Genomic DNA, 19,289 nt, shown 5'->3' with positions numbered 1-19,289 from the left:
GGGTCAGGTCCGCTCGACGGTGCGGAGGCCCGGGGGCAACTCGATCGCCCCCGTCTCGAGGTGCCCGACGCGCGAGACCTCGGGACCCAGGAACCGGCGGGCCAGGCGCAGGAACGACTTCTCGTCGGGCCCGGTCGCCTCGAACTCGTGGTGCGGCTCGCCCCGGTCGGTGCGCTCGAGCCCGTGCTGGACGAGGGTGCGGTAGACGTCGGCTGCCGTCTCTTCCGCGCTGGACACGAGACGGACGTCGGGGCCCACGACGTACTGGACGGCCGCCGACATGAGGGGGTAGTGCGTGCAGCCCAGGACGAGGGTGTCGATGCCGGCGTCGCGCAGCGGGGCGAGGTACCCCTCGGCGACTGCCCGCAGCTCGGGGCTCGACGTGTCGCCCGCCTCGACGAACTCGACGAAGCGGGGACAGGCCTGCGTGATCAGCTCGAGACCCGCGGCCGCCGCGAACGCGTCCTCGTAGGCACGCGAGTTGATCGTGCCCTCGGTGCCGATGACGCCGATGCGGCCGTTGCGCGTCTGCTGCACCGCCGCGCGCACGGCGGGCTGGATCACCTCGACGACGGGGATGCCCGCGCCGATCGTGTACCGCTCCCGGGCGTCGCGCAGCACCGCGGACGAGGCGGTGTTGCAGGCGATGACCAGCAACTTGACGCCCTGGGCGACGAGGTCGTCCATCACGGCGAGGGCATAGCCGCGCACCTGGGCGATCGGCTTCGGCCCGTACGGCGAATGGGCCGTGTCGCCGACGTAGCGGATCGACTCGTGGGGCAGCTGGTCGATGATCGCCCTCGACACGGTCAGGCCGCCGACGCCGCTGTCGAAGACTCCGATGGGTGCGTCCGTCACGACCACGAAGCCTACCCGGCGCGAGCCGCGACCCCCTCGACGACCGGGCGAGCCTAGGCTGGCGGGGTGACCAGCGCACTGTTGACCGACCGGTACGAGCTCACCATGGTGGAGGCCGCCCTCAAGGCGGGCACGGCCCACCGCGACAGCGTGTTCGAGGTGTTCGCGCGACGTCTGCCCGAGGGGCGGCGCTACGGCATCGTCGCGGGCACCGGTCGGTTCCTCGAGCTGCTCGCCGACTTCCGGTTCGGCGACGACGAGGTGGCCTGGCTGCGCGAGGCGGGGGTCGTCGACGCGACGACCGCTGACTGGCTGGCCGACTACCGGTTCTCGGGCGACATCTGGGGTTACGCCGAGGGCGAGGTCTACCTGCCGGGGTCGCCGCTACTGGTCATCCAGTCGACGTTCGCCGAGGCCGTGCTGCTCGAGACCCTGGCGCTGAGCGTCTTCAACTACGACTCGGCCGTGGCCAGCGCGGCGGCGCGCATGGTCTCGGCCGCCGACGGTCGCCCGCTCGCCGAGATGGGCTCACGGCGGACGGGCGAACGCAGCGCCGTGGCCGCGGCCCGGGCCGCCTACATCGCGGGCTTCGGCGCCACGAGCAACCTCGAGGCCGGCCGGTCGTGGGGCGTCCCGACGATGGGCACCGCCGCCCACGCGTTCACCCTGTTGCACGACACCGAGGAGGACGCCTTCCGCGCCCAGGTCGACACCTTGGGGCCGGGCACCACCCTGCTCGTCGACACCTACGACATCCCCGAAGCCGTGGCCACGGCCGTCCGGGTCGCCGGACCGTCGCTCGGGGCGGTGCGCATCGACAGCGGCGACCTGCCGTCGCTGGTGGGGCAGGTCCGCGCTCAGCTCGACGAGCTCGGCGCGACGGCGGCGAAGATCACCGTCACGAACGACCTGGACGAGTACACGATCGCCGCCCTGCGCGCGGCCCCGGTCGACTCGTTCGGCGTCGGCACCTCGGTCGTCTCGGGATCGGGCCACCCGGCCGCCGGCATGGTCTTCAAACTGGTCGCCCGTCGCGGCGACGACGGCGACTGGGTCTCCGTGGCGAAGAAGTCGGCCGACAAGGCCTCCGTGGGCGGACGGAAGTCCCCCGTGCGCGTCATCGTGGACGGGGTCGCCACCCGCGAGCTCATCCGCATCGGGTCGTGGGAGACGGCGGCCGGGGAGCGATCGCTGCACGTCCCGCTCGTCACGGCCGGCGAGATCGACGCCCGGCACACCGGGCCGGAAGGTGTCGCCCGCGCGCGCCTCCACCGGGCCGCGGCCGTGGCCGAGCTACCCGACCAGGCGCTGCGGCTCGGTCGTGGCGAGCCGGTCGTGCCGACCGTCTACGCGTGATCAGGCGCCGAGCTCACTCGGACGTCATCTTCTCGTAGATCTCCCTGCAGGTCGGGCACACCGGGAACTTCTCGGGGTCGCGACCGGGCGTCCATTTCTTGCCGCAGAGCGCCTTGACGGGCTTGCCGCTCAACGCGGACTCCATGATCTTGTCCTTCTTCACGTAGTGCGAGAAGCGCTCGTGGTCGCCCGGGTCGATCGCCTCGTCGTTCAGGAGCTTCTCGAGCTCACGGTCCATGACGTCGAGGCCGCCGCCCGTCTGCGTGTCAGTCATGCAGACATCGTACGTCGACCTCGGCTCAGCTGCGGAGGGCGAACGCCAGCAGCTCGGGAGCCCGCCGCGAGAAGACCCGGGCACCCAGGGCGACACCCGCGACCAGCACGACGAGTCCGATGCCGACGCCGAGGACCAGCGCCCACGTGCCACCCGCGGGGTAGCCCGTGATGAGCCCGCGACCGGCGAACCAGAGGGCGGGTGCGGTGGCGAGGACGGCTCCCCCGATCATGACGGTCTGGGCCCAGGCCGCGGTCGCGCCGTTCGACTGCGGCTGCTGGAACGGGTCGTCGTGCGGTCGGACCGTGGCGTACGGCAGGAGGGCCGACACCAGGCTCGAGAGACCGAGGCCGCTGAGGAGGAAGCCGGCGCTGACCCCCAGCTCGGACGGCAGGGCCTGCCAGTCGCCGAACAACCAGGTGGCGACGACCGAGCCGAGCACCACGAGCGGGACGCCGATCAGCAGAGGAGGCGCGAGTCGCCCCACCCGGTCCGCCAGACCCCGCGTGTCGGACGCCACGTGCATCCAGAGCGCCGTGCTGTCGTAGGCGACGTCGTTGTGCGGCAGGAACCCCAGGATCAGGCACATGATCGGCACCGGGACGAGGGCCAGCCAGTTCCAGCTGACACCCGCGATGCCGAGGGGGACGACGAGCAACGGGAGGAACGGGATGATGACGAGCGACATGCGGTAGCGGGCGTCACGCATCCAGTAGGTGAGGCTGCGGCCCGCGACGGCTCCGGTCGGCGAGGCCCTGACGTACTCGAACCACCCGAGTCCGTCGCCGTCGTCGACCTCCTCGGGCTCGGGTCGGTCGACGAACGCACGCGCGACGAGTGCCCGCCAGGCGAGCCAGAGCGCCACGAGCGTGACGGCGGCGATGACGACGTCGGCCACGACGCGACCGGTCTGACCTGCGGCGACGTGACCGGGGAGCGCCAGCGCGGCTCCGAAGGGAGTCCAGGCGAGGGCGTCCGCGACGACGCCGGTGCCCGAACGGCCGGGCAGCGAGAGACGGACGAGGTCGACGACCACGGGCACGGCGAGCAGCACGACGAGCACGGCACCGACGAGTGCGAGTTCGCGACCGCGACGGGAGGTCAGGACGACGCTGTTCAGCGTCGAGGCCACGAGGGCCAGCAACAGCGCGGTGACGCCGGCGACGAGTGCCCCCACGACCGCGACGGCGGCGACGCCGGTGCCCTCGCCCCAGGCCCGGACGTACCCGGTCGAGAGGACCAGCAGGGCCAGCGTGGGGAGTCCGACCGCGGCACCGAGCGCGAGTCCGATCGCCGCCCGCCCCTCGGGCACACCGAGGACGGCGAGGCGGCGGGGGTCGCTCCAGGCAGGACGGACCGTCGCGAAGGGGACGACGGCGAATCCGACCAGCAGGAGGGCTCCCCCGCCGACCGCGAGGGCGCGCACGTCGTCGAGGGGCGCATCACGCAGGCCGCTCACGAGGCTCGCGACCGCGATGGTCACGATCAGCACGGCCAGCACGGACGCCACGGCGACGGTCAGTCGGCGGGGCCCGAAGCGGACCGTGTTGCCGATCGTCTGGAGCCTCAGTCGGAGAAGTTCTGCAACCATTCCATGCCCTCCGTGACCGCGCGCCCGCCGGCGAGCTCGACGAACCGCTGCTCGAGGGAGCGTCCGGCCCGGACCTCGTCGACCGTGCCGCTGGCGAGCACGTGGCCGTCGACGATCACCGCGACGCTGTCGCAGATGCGCTCGACCAGGTCCATGCTGTGGCTCGAGAGCAGCACCGTCCCGCCCCCGGCCACGTAGCGCTGCAGGACGTCCGTCACGGTCGCGGCCGAGACGGGGTCGACCGATTCGAAGGGCTCGTCGAGGACGAGGACCCGGGGCGAGTGGATGATCGCGGCGGCCAGGGCGATCTTCTTCGTCATGCCCACGGAGTAGTCGCTGACGAGACGGCCGAGCGCGTCGTGGAGCCCGAACGCGGTCGCGAGGTCGGAGGAGCGCTTGCGCGCCGTGACGCCGTCGAGCCCCCGCAGGGTCGCGGAATAGTAGAGGAGCTGGGCACCCGTCAGCCGGTCGAAGAGCCGCAGGCGGTCGGGGAGGACGCCGAGGCTTCGCTTCGCCGCGGCCGGGTCTCGCCAGACGTCGGCCCCGAGGACGGTCACGGTGCCGGCGTCGGGACGCAGGAGGCCGGTCACGATCGACAGGGTCGTCGTCTTGCCGGCCCCGTTCGGACCGACGATGCCGTAGAACGACCCGGCCCGCACCTCGAGGTCGACGTTCTCGACGGCGACCGTGCCGCCGTAGCGCTTCATGAGCCCTGAGATCGACAGCACGACGGGCGCCTCGACGTCGACCTGGCGGGTCGGTCGGACGTCGCCCTCGCTGTCGAGGGCCTCGGCGGCCTCGACGTCGTCGGCCTCGGTCTCGGCCTCGGCCTCGGGGACCTCGACGGTGGCCTCGTCGGCCGGGGCGGTCGCGCCGGCGGTCGTCGGTGCGTCGGCGGCGAGCGTGTCGTCCGGGGCGACCGCCGATTCCTCCTCGGCCGTCAGGGCGTCGCCGAAGTAGTCGTCGGCCGAGACGGGGACGACGACCGTACCATCCGTCGTGGCACCCGCGTCGGCGAGTTCGGCGACGACCTCTTCTTCCGCGGCCTTCGCCGCCGCCTCGGCCCGGGCGCGCGCGTTCGCGGCACGGGTCGCTGCTGCCTTCTTGGCCGCTGCCGACCGGTCGGCGGCGGTGCGCTGCGAGGGTTTGCGGGGCGACGAGGGCTTCCGGGGTGCCGAAGGCTTGCGGGCGGTCGACGACTTCGTCACCGGGACGCGGGGCGTCGCGGCCTCCGTCGACTCAGCCGTCCCCTCGGCCACGTCCCCCGCGGTCGTCGAGTCGTCGTCCACTGTGTTCTCCCCCTGGTCGGACGCGCCCACCGCTCCGACCGTGTCGTCACCCGGTGTTGAGTCGGGGGCGATGTCACCCACTTCGTCCTCGCGCCGTCCAGCCATCGCCCCACCGTACCAAGGCCGCGACGCCGACCGGTCGACGGGTGACTCATATCACGAAACGGACACGCTTCGGGCACGGTCCCTGGCCGCTCCTGGCCCCATCGGGTAGTCTGCAACAGCACGACGACGTGTCCAGATCGATGCTCCGCGGTGAACACCGCTCGAACACGAGGCGAATCGCACCCAGAGACGGGTCCGGTCCGCACCGCCGGGGCCACCGCAGAGCCCGTCCCGCATGGGCTCGCCCCTTGTGAGGAGACCAGCGTGAGCAAGAACGACACGAACCACCGCCAGCAGATCGTCATCCTGGCCGCCGGGCTCGGCAGCCGCCTCGGCCGCTCGTTGCCCAAGGCACTGACCGAGCTCAACGACGGCCGCACCATCATGCAGCAGCAGTTCGACAACATCCGGGCCGCCTTCGGGCCCGACGCCCGGGTGACCGTCGTCGTGGGCTACAAGTTCGAGCACATCGTCGAGGCGTTCCCGTCGGCCTCGTTCGTCTACAACGAGATGTACGACCAGACGAACACGTCGAAGAGCCTGCTCCGCGCCCTGCGGGCCAGCGCCTCCGGTGGCGTCCTGTGGATGAACGGCGACGTCGTCTTCGACCCCACGGCCCTGACTCGCGCGGCCCGCCTGGTCCGCGACGACCAGTCGTTCGTCACCGTCAACACCTCGAAGGTGTCCGACGAAGAGGTCAAGTACACGACCGATGCCGAGGGCTACATCGCCGAGTTGTCCAAGCAGGTCAAGGGTGGTCTGGGCGAGGCCGTCGGCATCAACTTCGTGTCGAAGGCCGACAAGGCGACGCTCATGCACCAGCTCTCGAAGGTCGACAACCAGGACTACTTCGAGCGTGGCATCGAACTGGCCATCGGCCAGGACGGGCTACGCTTTGAGCCCGTGGACATCTCCGACCTCTACGCCGTCGAGGTCGACTTCGCCGAAGACCTCGAGCGCGCGAACCTGTTCGTCTGAACCGAGCCGTCTCCCGACGGCTGAGCGCCGGGTGCCTGGTGTCCTGAACGAGAAGGACGTCCGTGAGCACTGACCTGGCCGAACGGCCCCGTCGTAGCGGCTTCGCGCGGTACCGTCAGACGCTGTGGCTGCTGACGAGCCGCGACCTCAAGGTCCGGTACTCGACGTCGAAACTCGGCTACTTCTGGTCGATCCTCGACCCGCTCGTCATGTCGGGCATCTACTTCTTCGTCTTCTCGGTCGTCTTCAAGCGGTCGGTCGGCGACGAGCCGTACATCGTCTTCCTGCTCTCGGGCCTCCTGCCCTGGATGTGGTTCAACGGTGCGGTGTCCGACAGCACCCGGGCGTTCATCCGTGAGGCGAAGCTCGTCCGGTCGACCAAGATCCCCCGGACGATCTGGGTGTTCCGGCTCGTCGGCTCGAAGGGCATCGAGTTCGCCCTCAGCCTTCCCGTCCTGGCCTTGTTCGCCGTCGTGGGCGGCGCGCACCTGCAGTGGCAGGTGGTGTTCTTCCCCTTAGCCATGGTCATGCAGACCGTGCTCGTCGCCGGGGTGGGGCTGATCGTCGCGCCGCTCGTCGTGTTCTTCCGCGACCTGGAGCGCGCCACGAAGCTCGCCCTCCGGTTCGCCTTCTACGCCTCGCCCATCATCTACGGCACCCAGGACCTTCCCGAGAGCCTCCACCTGCTGGCGGCGTTCAACCCGCTGAGCGGCATCTTCGGCCTCTACCGGTCGGCGTTCTTCCCGGAGCAGTTCGACCTCACCGAGGTGCTCGTCGGCGGAGGCGTGTGCTTCGTGGTCCTGGCGGTCGGGCTGCTCGTCTTCCGAGCCAGCGAACGTGCCGTCCTGAAGGAGATCTGATGACCGTCGCCGGACCTCGCCCCGTGATCCGCGTCGACGGGGTCGGCATCCGCTTCCGCCGCAACCGACGTGGCCGACGGTCGTTCAAGGACCTCTTCGCCGACAGCGGCAGACGGTCCCGGCCGGGCGAGTTCTGGGCCCTGCGCGACATCAGCTTCGAGGTGCAGCCGGGCGAGGCCATCGGCGTCGTGGGACGCAACGGCCAGGGCAAATCGACGTTGCTGAAGCTGGTGGCCGAGGTGATCCTGCCCGACACCGGCACCGTCGAGGTGACGGGCGGCGTCGCGCCGCTCATCGAGATCACCGGTGGCTTCGTCGCCGACCTCACCGTCCGGGAGAACGTGTACCTGACCGCCGGCCTCCACGGCATGTCCCGCCCCGAGATCGACCGGCGCTTCGACGAGATCATCGAGTTCGCCGAGATCGGCGACTTCGTCGACACGCCCTACAAACACCTCTCGAGCGGAATGAAGGTCCGCATCGCGTTCGCCGTCATCTCGCGGCTCGAGGAGCCCGTCGTGCTGGTCGACGAGGTGCTCGCCGTGGGCGACAAGGCGTTCCGTGAGAAGTGCTACGCCCGGATCGGCGAGATGCTCGCCGACGGTCGCACGCTCTTCCTCGTGTCGCACAACGAACGCGACCTCAAACGGTTCTGCCGACGGGGCCTCTACCTCGACAAGGGCGCCCTGGTGTTCGACGGCCCACTCGACGACGCCCTGGCCCGGTACGCCACCGATCACCCTCCCCGCCCCTCGGCGTAGGGTCGAGGAGTGCCCGAACGCAGTCAGCCCCACAGCCCCGACCACGACGCCTCGACGGCGGACGGACGACTCGTCGCCCGTGATGCCGGGAACTCGACCGAGTACCACTATCAGACGTCCGCGCCCGACAGGTCCGAGGACACCGCCTGGGTGCGCCGTCTCGACAAGCTGCTGGCCGTCCAACGTCCGGTGGTCGTCAAGCACGTCGCCACGCTGCGCCGTCGGCACAAGAAGGCGACGCCACAGAAGCTGATCACCATCCTCGAACGCGAGTACCTCGCCGCGGTGACGACCGGCGGGGCCGCCGTCGGGGCCAGCGCCGTGATCCCCGGTGTCGGCTGGGGCGTGTCGTTGGCCCTCTCGGGTGTCGAGACCGCGGGCTTCCTCGAGGCGAGCGCCCTCTTCGCGCAGTCCGTGACCGAGGTCCACGGCATCGCCGTCTCGGACCCCGACCGGGCCCGGGCCCTCGTCATGGCGATGCTTCTCGGCGGCCCGGGTGCCAGCCTCGTCCGTCAGTTCGCGGGCGAGGCCATGGGGACGGCCCCGGCCAGGACCGCGTTCTGGGGCGAGCTCGTGACCTCCAAGCTGCCCAAGGCGGCGATGAGTGGCCTGACCGACACGATCCGCAAGCAGTTCATCCGACGGTTCGCCGCGTCGCAGGGGGCTTCCGTCCTCGGCAGGGCCCTCCCGTTCGGCATCGGTGCCGTCGTCGGAGGGACGGGCAACCACCTCCTCGGACGGAAGGTCGTCACGACGGCCCGCACGGCGTTCGGTGCGGCCCCTGCCGACTTCCCCCTCGACCTGTCGCTCTGACCTTTCCCCTCGCCAGGGCGACCCGGCGTCCGCGAGGCGGCCACGCGGGCCTCGCGCGAGGCGGCGATCCGGCCCCTGACGGGTCCTCCCCAGTCAGCCGTCGTCCACAAGAACGCGCGTCGACCCGCGTCGGTCGCTCCTAGGGTCGACGACATGACGACGTCGACCCTTGCCTACACCGTCCCCTTCAGCCTCGACCGCTCCCGCGCACCCCGCGTCTACCGGCTGGTCAACGACTCCCCCGAGACCGTGACGGGCGTCAGGGTCACCCTCGTGGGCACCGGGCTCCTCGTCCCCGTCGCGACCACCCGACTCGACCCCGCCCAGTCCGTCGACCTCTGCGTGCTGGGCGTCGAACTGAGCCGGAGTGCGATCGCCGTCGTGCGATGGTTCCGGCCCGGCGGCGACGAGTACCTCTGGCGGTTCAGTTTCTGAGCCTGGTCGTCGGAACCCTGGCCGACGAGCCCTCCCGGCGAGGTGGCGGGTCAGCTGCTGAGCCGAGCGCGTCTCTCGGCGACGTAGTCCGCGGCCGTGAAGGCCTCCAGGACGGGCGGCAGGTGATCGGCCCCGAGGTCGGTGACCAGCACGCCCGGGTCGACACCGAGCACGACGGCGAGACGGACGATCGTGTGCAGCACGGGGTTGCCGATGCCGCGCTCGATCTTTCCGTAGTTGGACACGTTCATGCCCGCGAGGTGCGCCACCTCGTCCTGGCTCAGCCCGAGCCGCAGACGCTCGTCACGGATGCGTTCTCCGAAGAGGCGGGCGGCGGCGGACGTCGGTTCAGGCATGCCTCATGGATACGCTGCTCAGCGTCTGACATCCAGAGTCCACGGCACCGAGACATGAAAGCCCTGGTGCCTCAGACCCCTCAAGTGTGGTGCCGGGGGTCAGAGGTCGGACGCCTCCGCGTCGCCGGCCTCCTGGTCGGCGTCGCCCGCCGAACCGGTCGAACGTGGGTCGTCGGTCGACGGTCGGCGCGCCGCGTAGTCGTCACGCAGCTGCACGAGGCGCGCCACCGCGTTCTCGAATCGATGCGTGGCCGCTCCGGGCGACGTGTCACCGAAGTGACGCCGGACCCAGTGCTCGAGGCGACCCCGCGCCTCCGGATCGTCGACGACCCGATCGACGAGGGCGACGATGTCGCCCGCACCATCGGCCGTCAACCACTCGGCGTCACCGAGGTAGCCGGACTCGTCGACGTCGGCCTCGACGGCGACCGGACGGGTCACGACGAGGGGACGGCCCGTGGCGAGGCGGTCGTAGACCATCGCCGAGATGTCGGTCACGGCGACGTCGGCTGCCGCCAGTTGCCAGCCGAGCTCGGGCCCCACGTCGTGGACGTGGTGGGCGTCCGGATCACGCGCGTTCGCCTCGCCGAGGGCCCGGATGATCGCCTCGTGCGCTCGCCGATACTCGGGATCGAGCACGCCGCTTCGTGGATGCGCCCGGTAGACGACCCGGTGACGCCCCGAGGCCAGCAGGGCCCTGACGAGGGCGAGGCCGTGCGTCGCGATCGACCCGTACGCGGCCGCGGGACGGTCACCCTCCCAGGTCGGGGCGTAGAGCACGACGAGGCGGTCGTCGTCGGGGTAGGGCACCTCGCCCGAGAAGTGGTCGGCCTGCGGGCGTCCGATGGGCACGGCGCGCTTCTCGAGGTCGTAGTCCCAGAGCTTGGCGGCGAGGCGGTCCTTGGCGGCGTCGCCCGCGACGAAGGCGTAGTCGTAGGCCTTGAACTGGTTCGTCGTCATGTACATCTTGTCGCTCTCGCCGTGGTTGACGAAGACGTGCCACATGCGGCCGTACCGCATCATCTGGAAGTTCTTGGCGTTCTGGTTGACGTACAGGGTCAGGGCCAGCGGCTGAGCAGCGACGAAGTCCTCGAGGTCGGCCACCTTGCGGGCGTAGACCAGCGGCACCGGACTCTCGTCGAGCATGGTCACCATGGTGCCCGGCGAACGGACGACGATGGCGACGGGGAAGGTCTCGGCCAGGTGGGCGAGAGGCGCGTACCACTGGCGGATCTGGTACATGTTGACGGCCGTGTCGGCGAAGTAGACGGCGACGCGCACGGTGCCCGGAGCCGGCGTCACCGCGACCCGCGGGTCGCGCTCGAGCCGACGTCGACTGCTGCGTGAACGGACGGCCCGGCGGGCGAGGCTCCAGGCGAGCCCCAGGTCTCGGGTCAGCGGCACATGCCCTCCTCGGGTCGGTCCGTCACCCGATCGGCGCCGGACCCCGGAAAGCCTAGAGGACCGGAGGTCGACCGGCCCTGGACATGCGGAGGACCGTTACCCAACCGATGGACCGTCGACCGCCCGGCGCCTCTCGCCACCCCTCCACCCAGCCCGCGAACCAGGGCCGCAGGCGTTGCGGGGTGCGTGCCCAGCGCAGCAGCTGGACCCCCGTCCAGGACGCGACGTAGACGGGGACCAACGGCCAGGGCAGGTTGCGCTTGGCGAGCCAGACCCGGTTCCGGGCGTTCAGACGGTAGTAGTCCGCGTGCCGCGCCGGGTCGATGGCCGGGTGGTTCGCCACGAGCGAGCCCTCGTACCAGGTGCGCCTGCCCTGGGCCCAGACCCGCCACGCCAGCTCGATGCCCTCGTGCGCGTAGAAGTACGGCTCCCCCCAGCCGGCGCAGGCGTCGAAGACGTCGCGCGGCAGCAGGGTGGCCCCCTCCCAGACGGAGAACACATCGCTCGAGCGGCGAGGGTCGCCCTTGCGCAGTCGAGGCGTCCAGCGGCGGGGGTTCGCGGCGCCGTCGGGGTCCACGACCCGCGGCTGCAGGAGCCCGATCTCGGGTCGGGCCCGCATCAACGCGACGGCGTCGGCGAGGAACCGCTCGGAGGGCAGGCTCGCGTCGTCGTCGAGGAAGAAGATCCACTCGCCCGAGACCGCTTCGGCTCCCCGGTTGCGGCCGGCCGGGATGCCCACGTTCTCGGCGAGTTCGAGCAGGCGGACCCCGGTCGGGACCTCGACCTCGGCGGTCGCGGCATCTCGTCCGTTCACCACGCAGACGACGTCGAGCTCGACGTCGCGCTGGGCCAGCATCGTGGCCAACCCCCGAGCCAGGTCGCGCGGACGTCGCCCCTGGGTCAGGCTCACGACTCCGACCCGGGGCCGGACCTCGCTCAGGAGCGCACCCGCTTCGACGCCATGATGGCGACGAAGTGGCCGACCAACGCCAGCACCGACAGCGGGAGCAGGGCGACGAGCAGGACGCGGTCGGCGGTGACACCGCCCACGACGAGGCCGACGATCGCGGCCAGGAAGACGAGCACGGTCAGCTCGACCGAGTGGTACAGCCGATGGAACGGCACGAAGCGCGCGGCGCTGCGCAGTCGGGACAGGAGGCGCCCGCTCGGTTGGGTCGCGCCTCCTCGTTTGTCTTCGAGCCGCGCGAGGCCCGCGTTCGCCCGGGCGACGTGGACCATGTCGTTGAGGGCCTTGTTGAGCACGATCACGAGGGCCAGGGCGAAGCCGGCGGTCGTCCAGAGGAAGTCCTCCGGGGTCTCGAAGGGGAACCCGGCGGCACGGACGCCCAGCACGATCGGGATGAGCGCCTCGGTCGAGTAGTGGCCGACCTTGTCGAGGAAGACCCCGGCCGGCGAACTCGTTCCGCGCCAGCGGGCCACTTCGCCGTCGCAGCAGTCGACGAGCATCTGCAGCTGGCCCAGCACGAGGGCGAGCAGGGCACCGGTGATGCCCGGCACGAGCAGCGACAGGGCGGTGCACCAGCCGACGAGGATCATCAACCCGGTCACGCCGTTCGCCGAGACGCTGGTCTTGAGCAACCACCAGGTCAGGTAGGGCGAGACGTCGCGCAGGTACAGGGAGGCCGTCCAGTGCTCGGCGTTCGCGCGGCTGCGCACCTCGGGCGGCTGGGCGACGCGTCGCAGCTCGGCGATCGAGCTCGGTCTGGTGGGCAGCGCGGTCATCGGCGGCTACCTTCCGGTCTGGGCGGTGATGTTCTTCGTGAGGTCGAGGAAGCCGAGCACGAAGCCGACGCCCCACCCGAAGTGGATGGAAGGCAAGACTACGAGAAACCAGAGCCGGGTGCGGAGGTCGTCGCCGCGGGCGGCGAGCAGAGCGGCCGCGAGCACGAAGACGACGTAGACACCGGGTACGACGAGGGCGAGCGTGGCCCACCCGAGGGCGGTGCCGAGGGCGAGGCCGACCAGGCCGGTCAGGCCGACCACCAAGCCGAGCGCCACGCCGAGCACCATGGCGGGAGGGACCAGGTACCGCACGGTGTTCGCCTTGGGGAAGCGTCGGGCCAGTTCGCCCCGCCAGAGCCCGGTGGCGACGAACTGGCGCGCCAGCTTGCGCAGGCTCGGTCGCGGACGGTAGGTCACCACGAGCCGAGGGGTGAACCAGACCGTGCCGCCCGTGGCCCGGAGCCGGCGGTTGAGCTCCCAGTCCTGACCGCGCTTGACGCCCTCGTCGAAGAGGCCGACCTCGATCAGACGGTGCCGCAGGAACACCCCCAGGTAAGCCGTGTCGGTCGGCCCCTCGGCCCCACCGACGTGGTGCGGCGTCCCACCGAGGCCGACCCGACTGCCGTAGGCGCGGGCGACGGCCTTCTCGAAGGGGGTGCGCCCGACGGCGGCCATGATGCCGCCCACGTTGTCGGCCCCGCTGCGTTCGAGGGTCTCGACCGCGATGCGCGTGTAGTCGCGAGGCAGCACCGAGTGGGCGTCGACGCGGACCGTGACGGGGTGGACCGAAGCCCGGATGGCCACGTTGAGCCCGGCAGGCGTCGAACCGACGGGGTTGGGGATGCTGCGGACACGCGGGTCGGCCGCCGACATCTCGGCCACGACCTCGTTCGTGCGGTCGACGCTCGGACCGAGGGCCAGGATCACCTCGAACGGGCCTTCGTAGTCCTGGTCGAGCAGGCTCTCCACCGCCGCCCGGATCTCGTGCTCTTCGTTGAGGACGGGCATGACGTACGAGACACCGGGTCGGGTGGCGTCGCCTGCTTGCATGGATCGCGTTCCTCGGGCTCGTGAGCGCCGGGGAGGCGCGGGTCGGGACTGCGGACGGCCGCAGGGATCGTGGCGAGCTTAGCAACACCCCAACGGGGGCCGGGACGCCGTCGCGTCCCGACCCCCGCCGCACCGACCGGGGCGGAGCCTCAGGAGGTCAAGGTGTCGAGGGTCACCTTCGTGGTGGCGGTCTTCCCGTCCCGGACGTAGGTGAGGTCGGCCGTCGCGCCACCGGCGAGGAACCGGACCTGCGCCGTGAGGTCCGTCCGGTCGCTGATCGGCACGCCGTTGAACTCGGTCACGACGTCGCCCTGCCGCAGGCCGGCGTTCTGCGCCGCACCACCGGGGCTGAGCTGGACGATGAGCGCCCCGACCCGGGTGGCGGCCGCGTCGCTCGTGGCGTCGTTCACGCTGGCGCCGAGGAGGCCGTGGCTGGCCTTCCCGTTCGCCATGATCTCTTTGGCGACGCGCTGCACGAGGTTCGACGGCACCGAGAACCCGACGCCGATGCTGCCGGACGATTCTCCGGAACTGGCGATGGCGACGTTGAGGCCGATCAGCTCTCCTTGCGAATCGAGCAGCGCACCGCCCGAGTTGCCCGGGTTGATCGACGCGTCGGTCTGGATGACCGGCAGCGAGATGACCGAGCTGGCCTGGTTCTGCGTGCCGCCGTCGCCGTTGTTGAAGGAGAAGGGCCCCTGGCCGTTGTTGTCGTTCTGCTGGCCCTGGTCGCTGCCGTCCGTCGGGGCGGCCGAGGACTGCACGGTGATGCTGCGGTTGAGGGTCGAGACGATGCCGTCGGTCACCGTGTTCGACAGACCGAGCGGTGCACCGATGGCCACGGCGGTGTCGCCGACGTTCAGCTCCGACGAGTCGGCGAAGTCGATGGGGGTGAGCCCGGTCGCGTCGACCTTCAGCACGGCGAGGTCGACGGTGGGGTCGAGGCCCACGACCTCGGCCGGCAGGATGCTGCCGTCGCTGAGCGTGACGGTGACGGAACCCGACGCACTGGCCCCGTCGAGGGTGACGACGTGCGTGTTCGTGACGATGTAGCCGTCGTCGCTCAGGATGACGCCCGAACCGGTGCCGCCGGACTCGCCCGCCGTCACGTTGATCGTGACGACCGATTTCGTGGCCTTCGCTGCCACGGCCGTGACGACCGTCGCGTCGTCGTAGTCGTTGACCGTCAGGTCTCGCGACTGACCCGTGGCCGAGACGCCGGCCCCGGAGTCGCGGGACAGCACCGCGGCGACGCCGCCGCCCGCCGCGCCTCCGACGAGGACGCCGACCAGCAGGGCCGCCGCGACGGACCCCGCACCACGCCGGCTCTTCTTCGGTTTCTCCGCAGGCGCCTGCCAACCAGCCGCCGCATACGAGTTCGTGGTGTCGTACGCGAACGCCGACGGGTCGGAGTCCGGCTGTCGATAGGGGTCGGTCCCGGCCTGCTGGTATGAACCGGGCTGCTGGTAGGAGGACGGCTGCTGGTACGACCCGGGTTGCTGATACGAACCGGGCTGCTGGTAGGGACCGGGCTGCTGAGGGTCCCCGGACTGCTGGTACGAACCCGGCTGCTGGTAGGGACCCGCCTGCTGGTAGGACGACGGATGCGGGAACGAGCCGGGTCGAGGCTGCGTGTCGTCGTTCCGGCGCCCGTCGGGGCCGGACTCGAACTCGCCCGCTCGCGGCGTGCTGCCGGGGAGAGGCGGGGCACCGTAGGTGACGCCCTGGTCCGCCGGGTACGGCGTCGTGGGCTGGGCACCGTCGTTCGTGGCCCGGTCGTCGCCCGGGACGCCCTGCGAACCGTCGGCGGTGCCCTCGGGCGTGCGCGGTGCGCCGTCGTCGGCGTCGTCGTGGCGGGGGGTGTCGGTCATGGTGCTCCTTCCAAGCCCTGACAGCCTGGTCGCCCAAGCTGGGCGGATCATACGGCGAGCCTGTGAGCGGACTGCGCCCAGCTTATGCGGGGGCTGGACGGGACCTCCCCCGAGCCCCTCCACCGCGGCTACGGTGACGGGATCATGACTCCTCAAGCACCCTGGCAACGCGCGGCGAGCGGCGCCATGCTCCTCGACGCCGCCGGTCGACTCGCCCCGACCATCTTCGCCGAGATGTCGGCGCTCGCCACGGCGACGGACAGCATCAACCTCGGGCAGGGATACCCCGACGAGGACGGTCCGGTCGAGGTCCTCGAGGCGGCGCACGAGGCACTGCGCTCGGGCCTCAACCAGTACCCGCCGGGCCGGGGCATGCCCGTCCTCCTCGACGCCGTCGTCGCCCACCAGAGGCGGTTCTACGGCATCGACCTCGATCCGCGACGCGAGGTGCTCGTGACCGCGGGGGCGACCGAGGCGCTGGCGGCCACGATCCTGGCCTTCGTCGACCGCGGTGACGAGGTGGTGACGCTCGAGCCCTTCTACGATGCGTACGGAGCCGTCATCGGGCTCGCGGGCGGCGTCCACGTCACCGTCCCGCTCCGGGGTCCGGACTCGGTCGTCGACCCGGACGAACTGCGGCGGGCCTTCGGTCCGCGCACCCGCCTCGTCGTGCTGAACGACCCGCACAACCCCACGGGCAGCGTCCTCGACGACGCGACCAGGCGCCTCCTGCTCGAACTCGCCGTCGAGCACGACGCGCTCGTCGTCACCGACGAGGTCTACGAGCACCTGCTCTTCGACGGAGCGGCACACGTGCCGTTCGCCACCCTGCCCGGGGCGGCGGCCCGGACGATCAGCATCTCGTCGGGAGGCAAGACCTTCAACACGACGGGGTGGAAGATCGGCTGGCTGACCGGTCCGGCCGAACTCGTCGACCGCATCGTCGCCGTCAAGCAGTACCTGACCTTCGTGAACGGCTCGGTCTTCCAGCCCGCGATCGCCGTCGGACTCGGACTTCCCGACGCCTATTTCGACGGGATCGCTCGCACGCTGGCCCACAAGCGAGACGTGCTGTCGGACGGGCTGCGTCGGGCCGGCTTCGCGGTGCGCGCGAGCCGCGGCTCGTACTTCGTGGTCGCCGACGCCGCTCCGCTGGGATTCGACGACGCGGCCGAGCTCTGCCGGCGCCTCCCGGAATCGGTCGGAGTCGTCGGGTTGCCGATCAGCGCCTTCTGCCACCCGGCGCTCGCCGCCGAGCAGTCGTCCCTCGTCCGCTTCGCCTTCTGCAAGCGCGTCGAGGTGCTCGAGCAGGCCGCGGCCCGACTCGCGTCACTCTCGGTCTGAGCGCTCCGTGGAGGTCTCGCCGGCCCCCACGCGGCGCGGGACCACGTCGTACCGACGCAGGGCCAGGGACGGGTTCAGGCGCCGCACGGCGGCGATCCGGTCGGCCGAGACCCTGGCCACTGCCATGACGTCGACCTCGTCCCCGACCGAGGCGACGGCCACGCCCGTCGGGTCGACGATCGTGCTGCAGCCCACGCCGATCGGCGGTGCGTGGTCCGCGGCGGCGACGTACACGGTGTTCTCGAGCGCACGAGCGGTCAGGAGGGTCGTCCAGTGGTGCTGCTTGAGCGGCCCGCGCACCCATTCGGCCGGCATCAGGACGACGTCGGCCCCGGCGTCGACGAGCGTCCGCGTGACCTCGGGGAACCGCAGGTCGTAGCAGGTCTGCAAACCGAAGACGAGCCCGCCGACCTCGAAGGTCGCGGCGACGGCCAACGGGCCCGGCACGATCCACCGGGACTCCTGCCCACCGAACGCGTCGTAGAGGTGCTGCTTCGAGTAGCGGGCGACGACGCCCCGACCGGGCGCCACGGCCACGAGCAGGTTCTCGAACCGGGCCGGGTCGGGCGAGACGGCGACGAGGCCGGCGACGACCACGACGCCGAGCCGGTCGGCCAGCGCGGTCAGGTGGCGCACGAAGGGCCCGTCCGTGGGTTCCGCGGCCTCGAGGTACGTCGGGCCCAGGTCGGGAGAAAAATACGACGAGTACTCGGGGAAGACCACCACCTGTGCTCCGCGGCGGAGCGCCTCCTCGGTGAGGTCCGTGATGGTCCGCCGGTTGCGCGCCGGGTCGTCGCCGGGCGCGGTCTGCACGACCGCGACGACGACCTCGGGCGTCCTGCCGGCGCTCATCGCGCCCACCGCCCCGCCACCTGGGCGGCGGCCTCGCCCACCCAGTAGGAGGCGCGGGTCGTGGACTCGGCGACGCCCCCGGCCACCTGCGTGGTCGAGACGACGTCGACGAAGCCGTCCGCAGGCGCGTCGACCTCACCGGCGACGAGGACGACCGGTACTCCGACGGCGTCGGCCATCCGACGCACGAGCGACACGGTCTTCCCGGCGGCGGTCTGACCGTCGAACGATCCTTCTCCCGTGACGACGACGTCACCGTGGGCCAGGGCCTCGGCGAGACGGACCGTCTCGGCGACGGCGACCGCTCCGGGTTGCAGACGGGCACCCCAGGCGAGCAGACCGAAACCCGTTCCTCCTGCGGCCCCGGCCCCGGGCGTCGTGGGATCGACGTCGACGAGGCTCGCGAATCGCTCGAGCCCCTGCTCGAGTGCGAGGACGTCGTCGACGGAGGCACCCTTCTGCGGCCCGAACACGACCGCGGCACCGTCGGGACCGAGCAGGGGGCTGTCGACGTCGACCAACAGCGTGACGCCGTCGGGCGGGAGGGCGATGAGACCCGACAGATCGACCCGGGCGGCTGTCGTGAGGCCGTGGTTGCCCGAGGCGACGGGCTCCCCCAGGGAATCCACGATGCGGGCACCGAGGATCGTCAGAGCGCCCGCTCCCCCGTCCGTCGACGCGCTGCCTCCGAGGCCGACGACGAGTCGGGTGGCTCCGGCGTCGACGGCCGCACGGATGACGCCACCCAGGCCGCGGGTGTTCGCGTCGTGCGGCGCGGGCGAGCTCAGCAGGCCTAGCCCGCAGGACGAGGCGAGCTCGACGACGGCCGTGCCGTCGGGCAGCGTGAGCCAGGGGGCGTCGACCCGGCGGCCGTCAGGGCCCTCCACGACGCTCTCGTGGCGAACGCTCCCGGGGCACGCCCGCTCGAACGCGTCGAGGGTGCCCTCGCCACCGTCCGCCAACGGCAGGGTGACGACGACGTCGTCCGGCCGTGATCGTGACCAGCCGGCGGCGAGTGCTGCCGCCACCTCTGGTGCGCCGAGGGTTCCCTTGAACGAATCGGGCGCGATGACCACCCGGAGTCTCGACATGCCTCAACCTTGGCATGATCGGCGGCCGGGGCACAGACCCGATCACGCGCACGAGGACACGAAGAAGGCCCCGGTCATTCGACCGGGGCCTTCTTCGTTCTTGTTGCGGGGGCAGGATTTGAACCTACGACCTCTGGGTTATGAGCCCAGCGAGCTACCGAACTGCTCCACCCCGCGGCACAAGAAATGACTCTAGCACGTCGTTCGGCCCCCGTCCAATCGGGCCATCGGAAGAGGCACCCACGACGCCTGATCGAC

General features: G+C 71.3%; 19 protein-coding genes and 1 tRNA gene. 7 read left to right on the top strand and 13 right to left on the bottom strand.

Annotation, left to right across the window (positions count from 1 at the left end; translation table 11 throughout):
* Positions 1-3 precede the first annotated feature (3 nt).
* The gene (gene murI / locus ACVJ1F_RS05750) at positions 4-858 is read right to left on the bottom strand and encodes a glutamate racemase (RefSeq protein WP_173152677.1); all 855 of its coding nucleotides are present in this window, start codon (positions 856-858) and stop codon (positions 4-6) included.
* A gap of 105 nt (positions 859-963) precedes the next feature.
* On the opposite strand from murI, the gene ACVJ1F_RS05745 reads away from it, so the two are divergent.
* Positions 964-2,214, top strand: coding sequence for a nicotinate phosphoribosyltransferase (locus ACVJ1F_RS05745; protein WP_456885256.1), 1,251 nt, complete (start codon positions 964-966; stop codon positions 2,212-2,214).
* Positions 2,215-2,227: 13 nt separating this feature from the next.
* On the opposite strand, the gene ACVJ1F_RS05740 is transcribed toward ACVJ1F_RS05745, so the two are convergent.
* The 3 genes from ACVJ1F_RS05740 to ACVJ1F_RS05730 are packed head-to-tail and all read right to left on the bottom strand — an operon-like array spanning position 2,228 to position 5,473.
* On the bottom strand, positions 2,228-2,488 hold the full coding sequence (locus tag ACVJ1F_RS05740; protein WP_056048588.1) for a DUF3039 domain-containing protein: 261 nt from the start codon (positions 2,486-2,488) through the stop codon (positions 2,228-2,230).
* Between the two features lie 25 nt (positions 2,489-2,513).
* Positions 2,514-4,079 (bottom strand): ABC transporter permease, encoded by a 1,566-nt coding sequence (locus ACVJ1F_RS05735; protein WP_456885166.1) that lies wholly within the window; start codon positions 4,077-4,079, stop codon positions 2,514-2,516.
* Positions 4,055-5,473 carry an ABC transporter ATP-binding protein gene (locus tag ACVJ1F_RS05730; RefSeq protein ID WP_456885165.1) on the bottom strand — a complete coding sequence of 473 codons (1,419 nt, stop codon included), beginning with the start codon at positions 5,471-5,473 and terminating at the stop codon, positions 4,055-4,057. The genes ACVJ1F_RS05735 and ACVJ1F_RS05730 overlap by 25 nt, the downstream gene beginning before the upstream one ends.
* 264 nt (positions 5,474-5,737) lie before the next feature.
* Here ACVJ1F_RS05730 and ACVJ1F_RS05725 point away from each other — a divergent pair, with 264 nt between their 5' ends.
* The 5 genes from ACVJ1F_RS05725 to ACVJ1F_RS05705 all read left to right on the top strand — a co-directional run bounded on the left by ACVJ1F_RS05725 (position 5,738) and on the right by ACVJ1F_RS05705 (position 9,320).
* Positions 5,738-6,451, top strand: a complete 714-nt coding sequence (locus ACVJ1F_RS05725) for a phosphocholine cytidylyltransferase family protein (protein WP_159827048.1) — start codon at positions 5,738-5,740, stop codon at positions 6,449-6,451.
* A gap of 62 nt (positions 6,452-6,513) precedes the next feature.
* Positions 6,514-7,311, top strand: coding sequence for an ABC transporter permease (locus ACVJ1F_RS05720; protein ID WP_456885164.1), 798 nt, complete (start codon positions 6,514-6,516; stop codon positions 7,309-7,311).
* A complete protein-coding gene (locus ACVJ1F_RS05715; protein ID WP_123571534.1) occupies positions 7,311-8,072 on the top strand; it encodes an ABC transporter ATP-binding protein in 762 nt (253 codons plus the stop codon). Before ACVJ1F_RS05720 ends, ACVJ1F_RS05715 begins: the two co-directional genes overlap by 1 nt.
* Positions 8,073-8,081: 9 nt before the next feature.
* A complete protein-coding gene (locus tag ACVJ1F_RS05710) occupies positions 8,082-8,885 on the top strand; it encodes a hypothetical protein (RefSeq protein WP_456885162.1) in 804 nt (267 codons plus the stop codon).
* Positions 8,886-9,038: 153 nt separating this feature from the next.
* Positions 9,039-9,320 (top strand): hypothetical protein, encoded by a 282-nt coding sequence (locus tag ACVJ1F_RS05705; protein WP_200412305.1) that lies wholly within the window; start codon positions 9,039-9,041, stop codon positions 9,318-9,320.
* Between the two features lie 50 nt (positions 9,321-9,370).
* Here the strand turns inward: ACVJ1F_RS05705 and ACVJ1F_RS05700 are convergent, their stop codons facing one another.
* The 6 genes from ACVJ1F_RS05700 to ACVJ1F_RS05675 form a co-directional block, all read right to left on the bottom strand.
* Entirely contained in the window at positions 9,371-9,676 is a 306-nt protein-coding gene (locus ACVJ1F_RS05700; protein WP_056048603.1) for a helix-turn-helix domain-containing protein, read from the bottom strand.
* 99 nt (positions 9,677-9,775) lie between these two features.
* Positions 9,776-11,080, bottom strand: a complete 1,305-nt coding sequence (locus ACVJ1F_RS05695; protein WP_456885159.1) for a CDP-glycerol glycerophosphotransferase family protein — start codon at positions 11,078-11,080, stop codon at positions 9,776-9,778.
* A 52-nt stretch (positions 11,081-11,132) separates the two neighbouring features.
* Complete coding sequence (locus ACVJ1F_RS05690; protein WP_159828665.1) at positions 11,133-12,020, bottom strand: glycosyltransferase family 2 protein; 888 nt, start codon at positions 12,018-12,020, stop codon at positions 11,133-11,135.
* Positions 12,017-12,823 carry a CDP-alcohol phosphatidyltransferase family protein gene (locus tag ACVJ1F_RS05685; protein WP_456885157.1) on the bottom strand — a complete coding sequence of 269 codons (807 nt, stop codon included), beginning with the start codon at positions 12,821-12,823 and terminating at the stop codon, positions 12,017-12,019. The genes ACVJ1F_RS05690 and ACVJ1F_RS05685 overlap by 4 nt, the downstream gene beginning before the upstream one ends.
* Before the next feature lie 6 nt (positions 12,824-12,829).
* The gene (locus tag ACVJ1F_RS05680) at positions 12,830-13,873 is read right to left on the bottom strand and encodes a glycosyltransferase family 2 protein (protein ID WP_173152696.1); all 1,044 of its coding nucleotides are present in this window, start codon (positions 13,871-13,873) and stop codon (positions 12,830-12,832) included.
* 149 nt (positions 13,874-14,022) lie between these two features.
* A complete protein-coding gene (locus tag ACVJ1F_RS05675) occupies positions 14,023-15,744 on the bottom strand; it encodes a trypsin-like peptidase domain-containing protein (protein WP_456885156.1) in 1,722 nt (573 codons plus the stop codon).
* Between the two features lie 144 nt (positions 15,745-15,888).
* Here ACVJ1F_RS05675 and ACVJ1F_RS05670 point away from each other — a divergent pair, with 144 nt between their 5' ends.
* Positions 15,889-17,088: an aminotransferase class I/II-fold pyridoxal phosphate-dependent enzyme gene (locus ACVJ1F_RS05670; protein WP_456885154.1), complete on the top strand. Its 1,200-nt coding sequence runs from the start codon at positions 15,889-15,891 to the stop codon at positions 17,086-17,088.
* Here ACVJ1F_RS05670 and ACVJ1F_RS05665 read toward each other — a convergent pair.
* The 3 genes from ACVJ1F_RS05665 to ACVJ1F_RS05655 all read right to left on the bottom strand — a co-directional run bounded on the left by ACVJ1F_RS05665 (position 17,074) and on the right by ACVJ1F_RS05655 (position 19,208).
* Positions 17,074-17,940 (bottom strand): carbon-nitrogen hydrolase family protein, encoded by an 867-nt coding sequence (locus ACVJ1F_RS05665; protein ID WP_456885152.1) that lies wholly within the window; start codon positions 17,938-17,940, stop codon positions 17,074-17,076. The genes ACVJ1F_RS05670 and ACVJ1F_RS05665 overlap by 15 nt on opposite strands.
* Entirely contained in the window at positions 17,937-19,031 is a 1,095-nt protein-coding gene (locus ACVJ1F_RS05660) for a glycerate kinase (protein ID WP_456885150.1), read from the bottom strand. The genes ACVJ1F_RS05665 and ACVJ1F_RS05660 overlap by 4 nt, the downstream gene beginning before the upstream one ends.
* A 103-nt stretch (positions 19,032-19,134) precedes the next feature.
* Positions 19,135-19,208, bottom strand: a tRNA-Met gene (locus ACVJ1F_RS05655).
* Between the last annotated feature and the right edge of the window lie 81 nt (positions 19,209-19,289).

This window comes from Frigoribacterium sp. 2355 (genome assembly GCF_054060695.1).
Note: the sequence above shows the minus strand (reverse complement) of the source record. Positions and strands in the feature narration are given on the sequence as shown.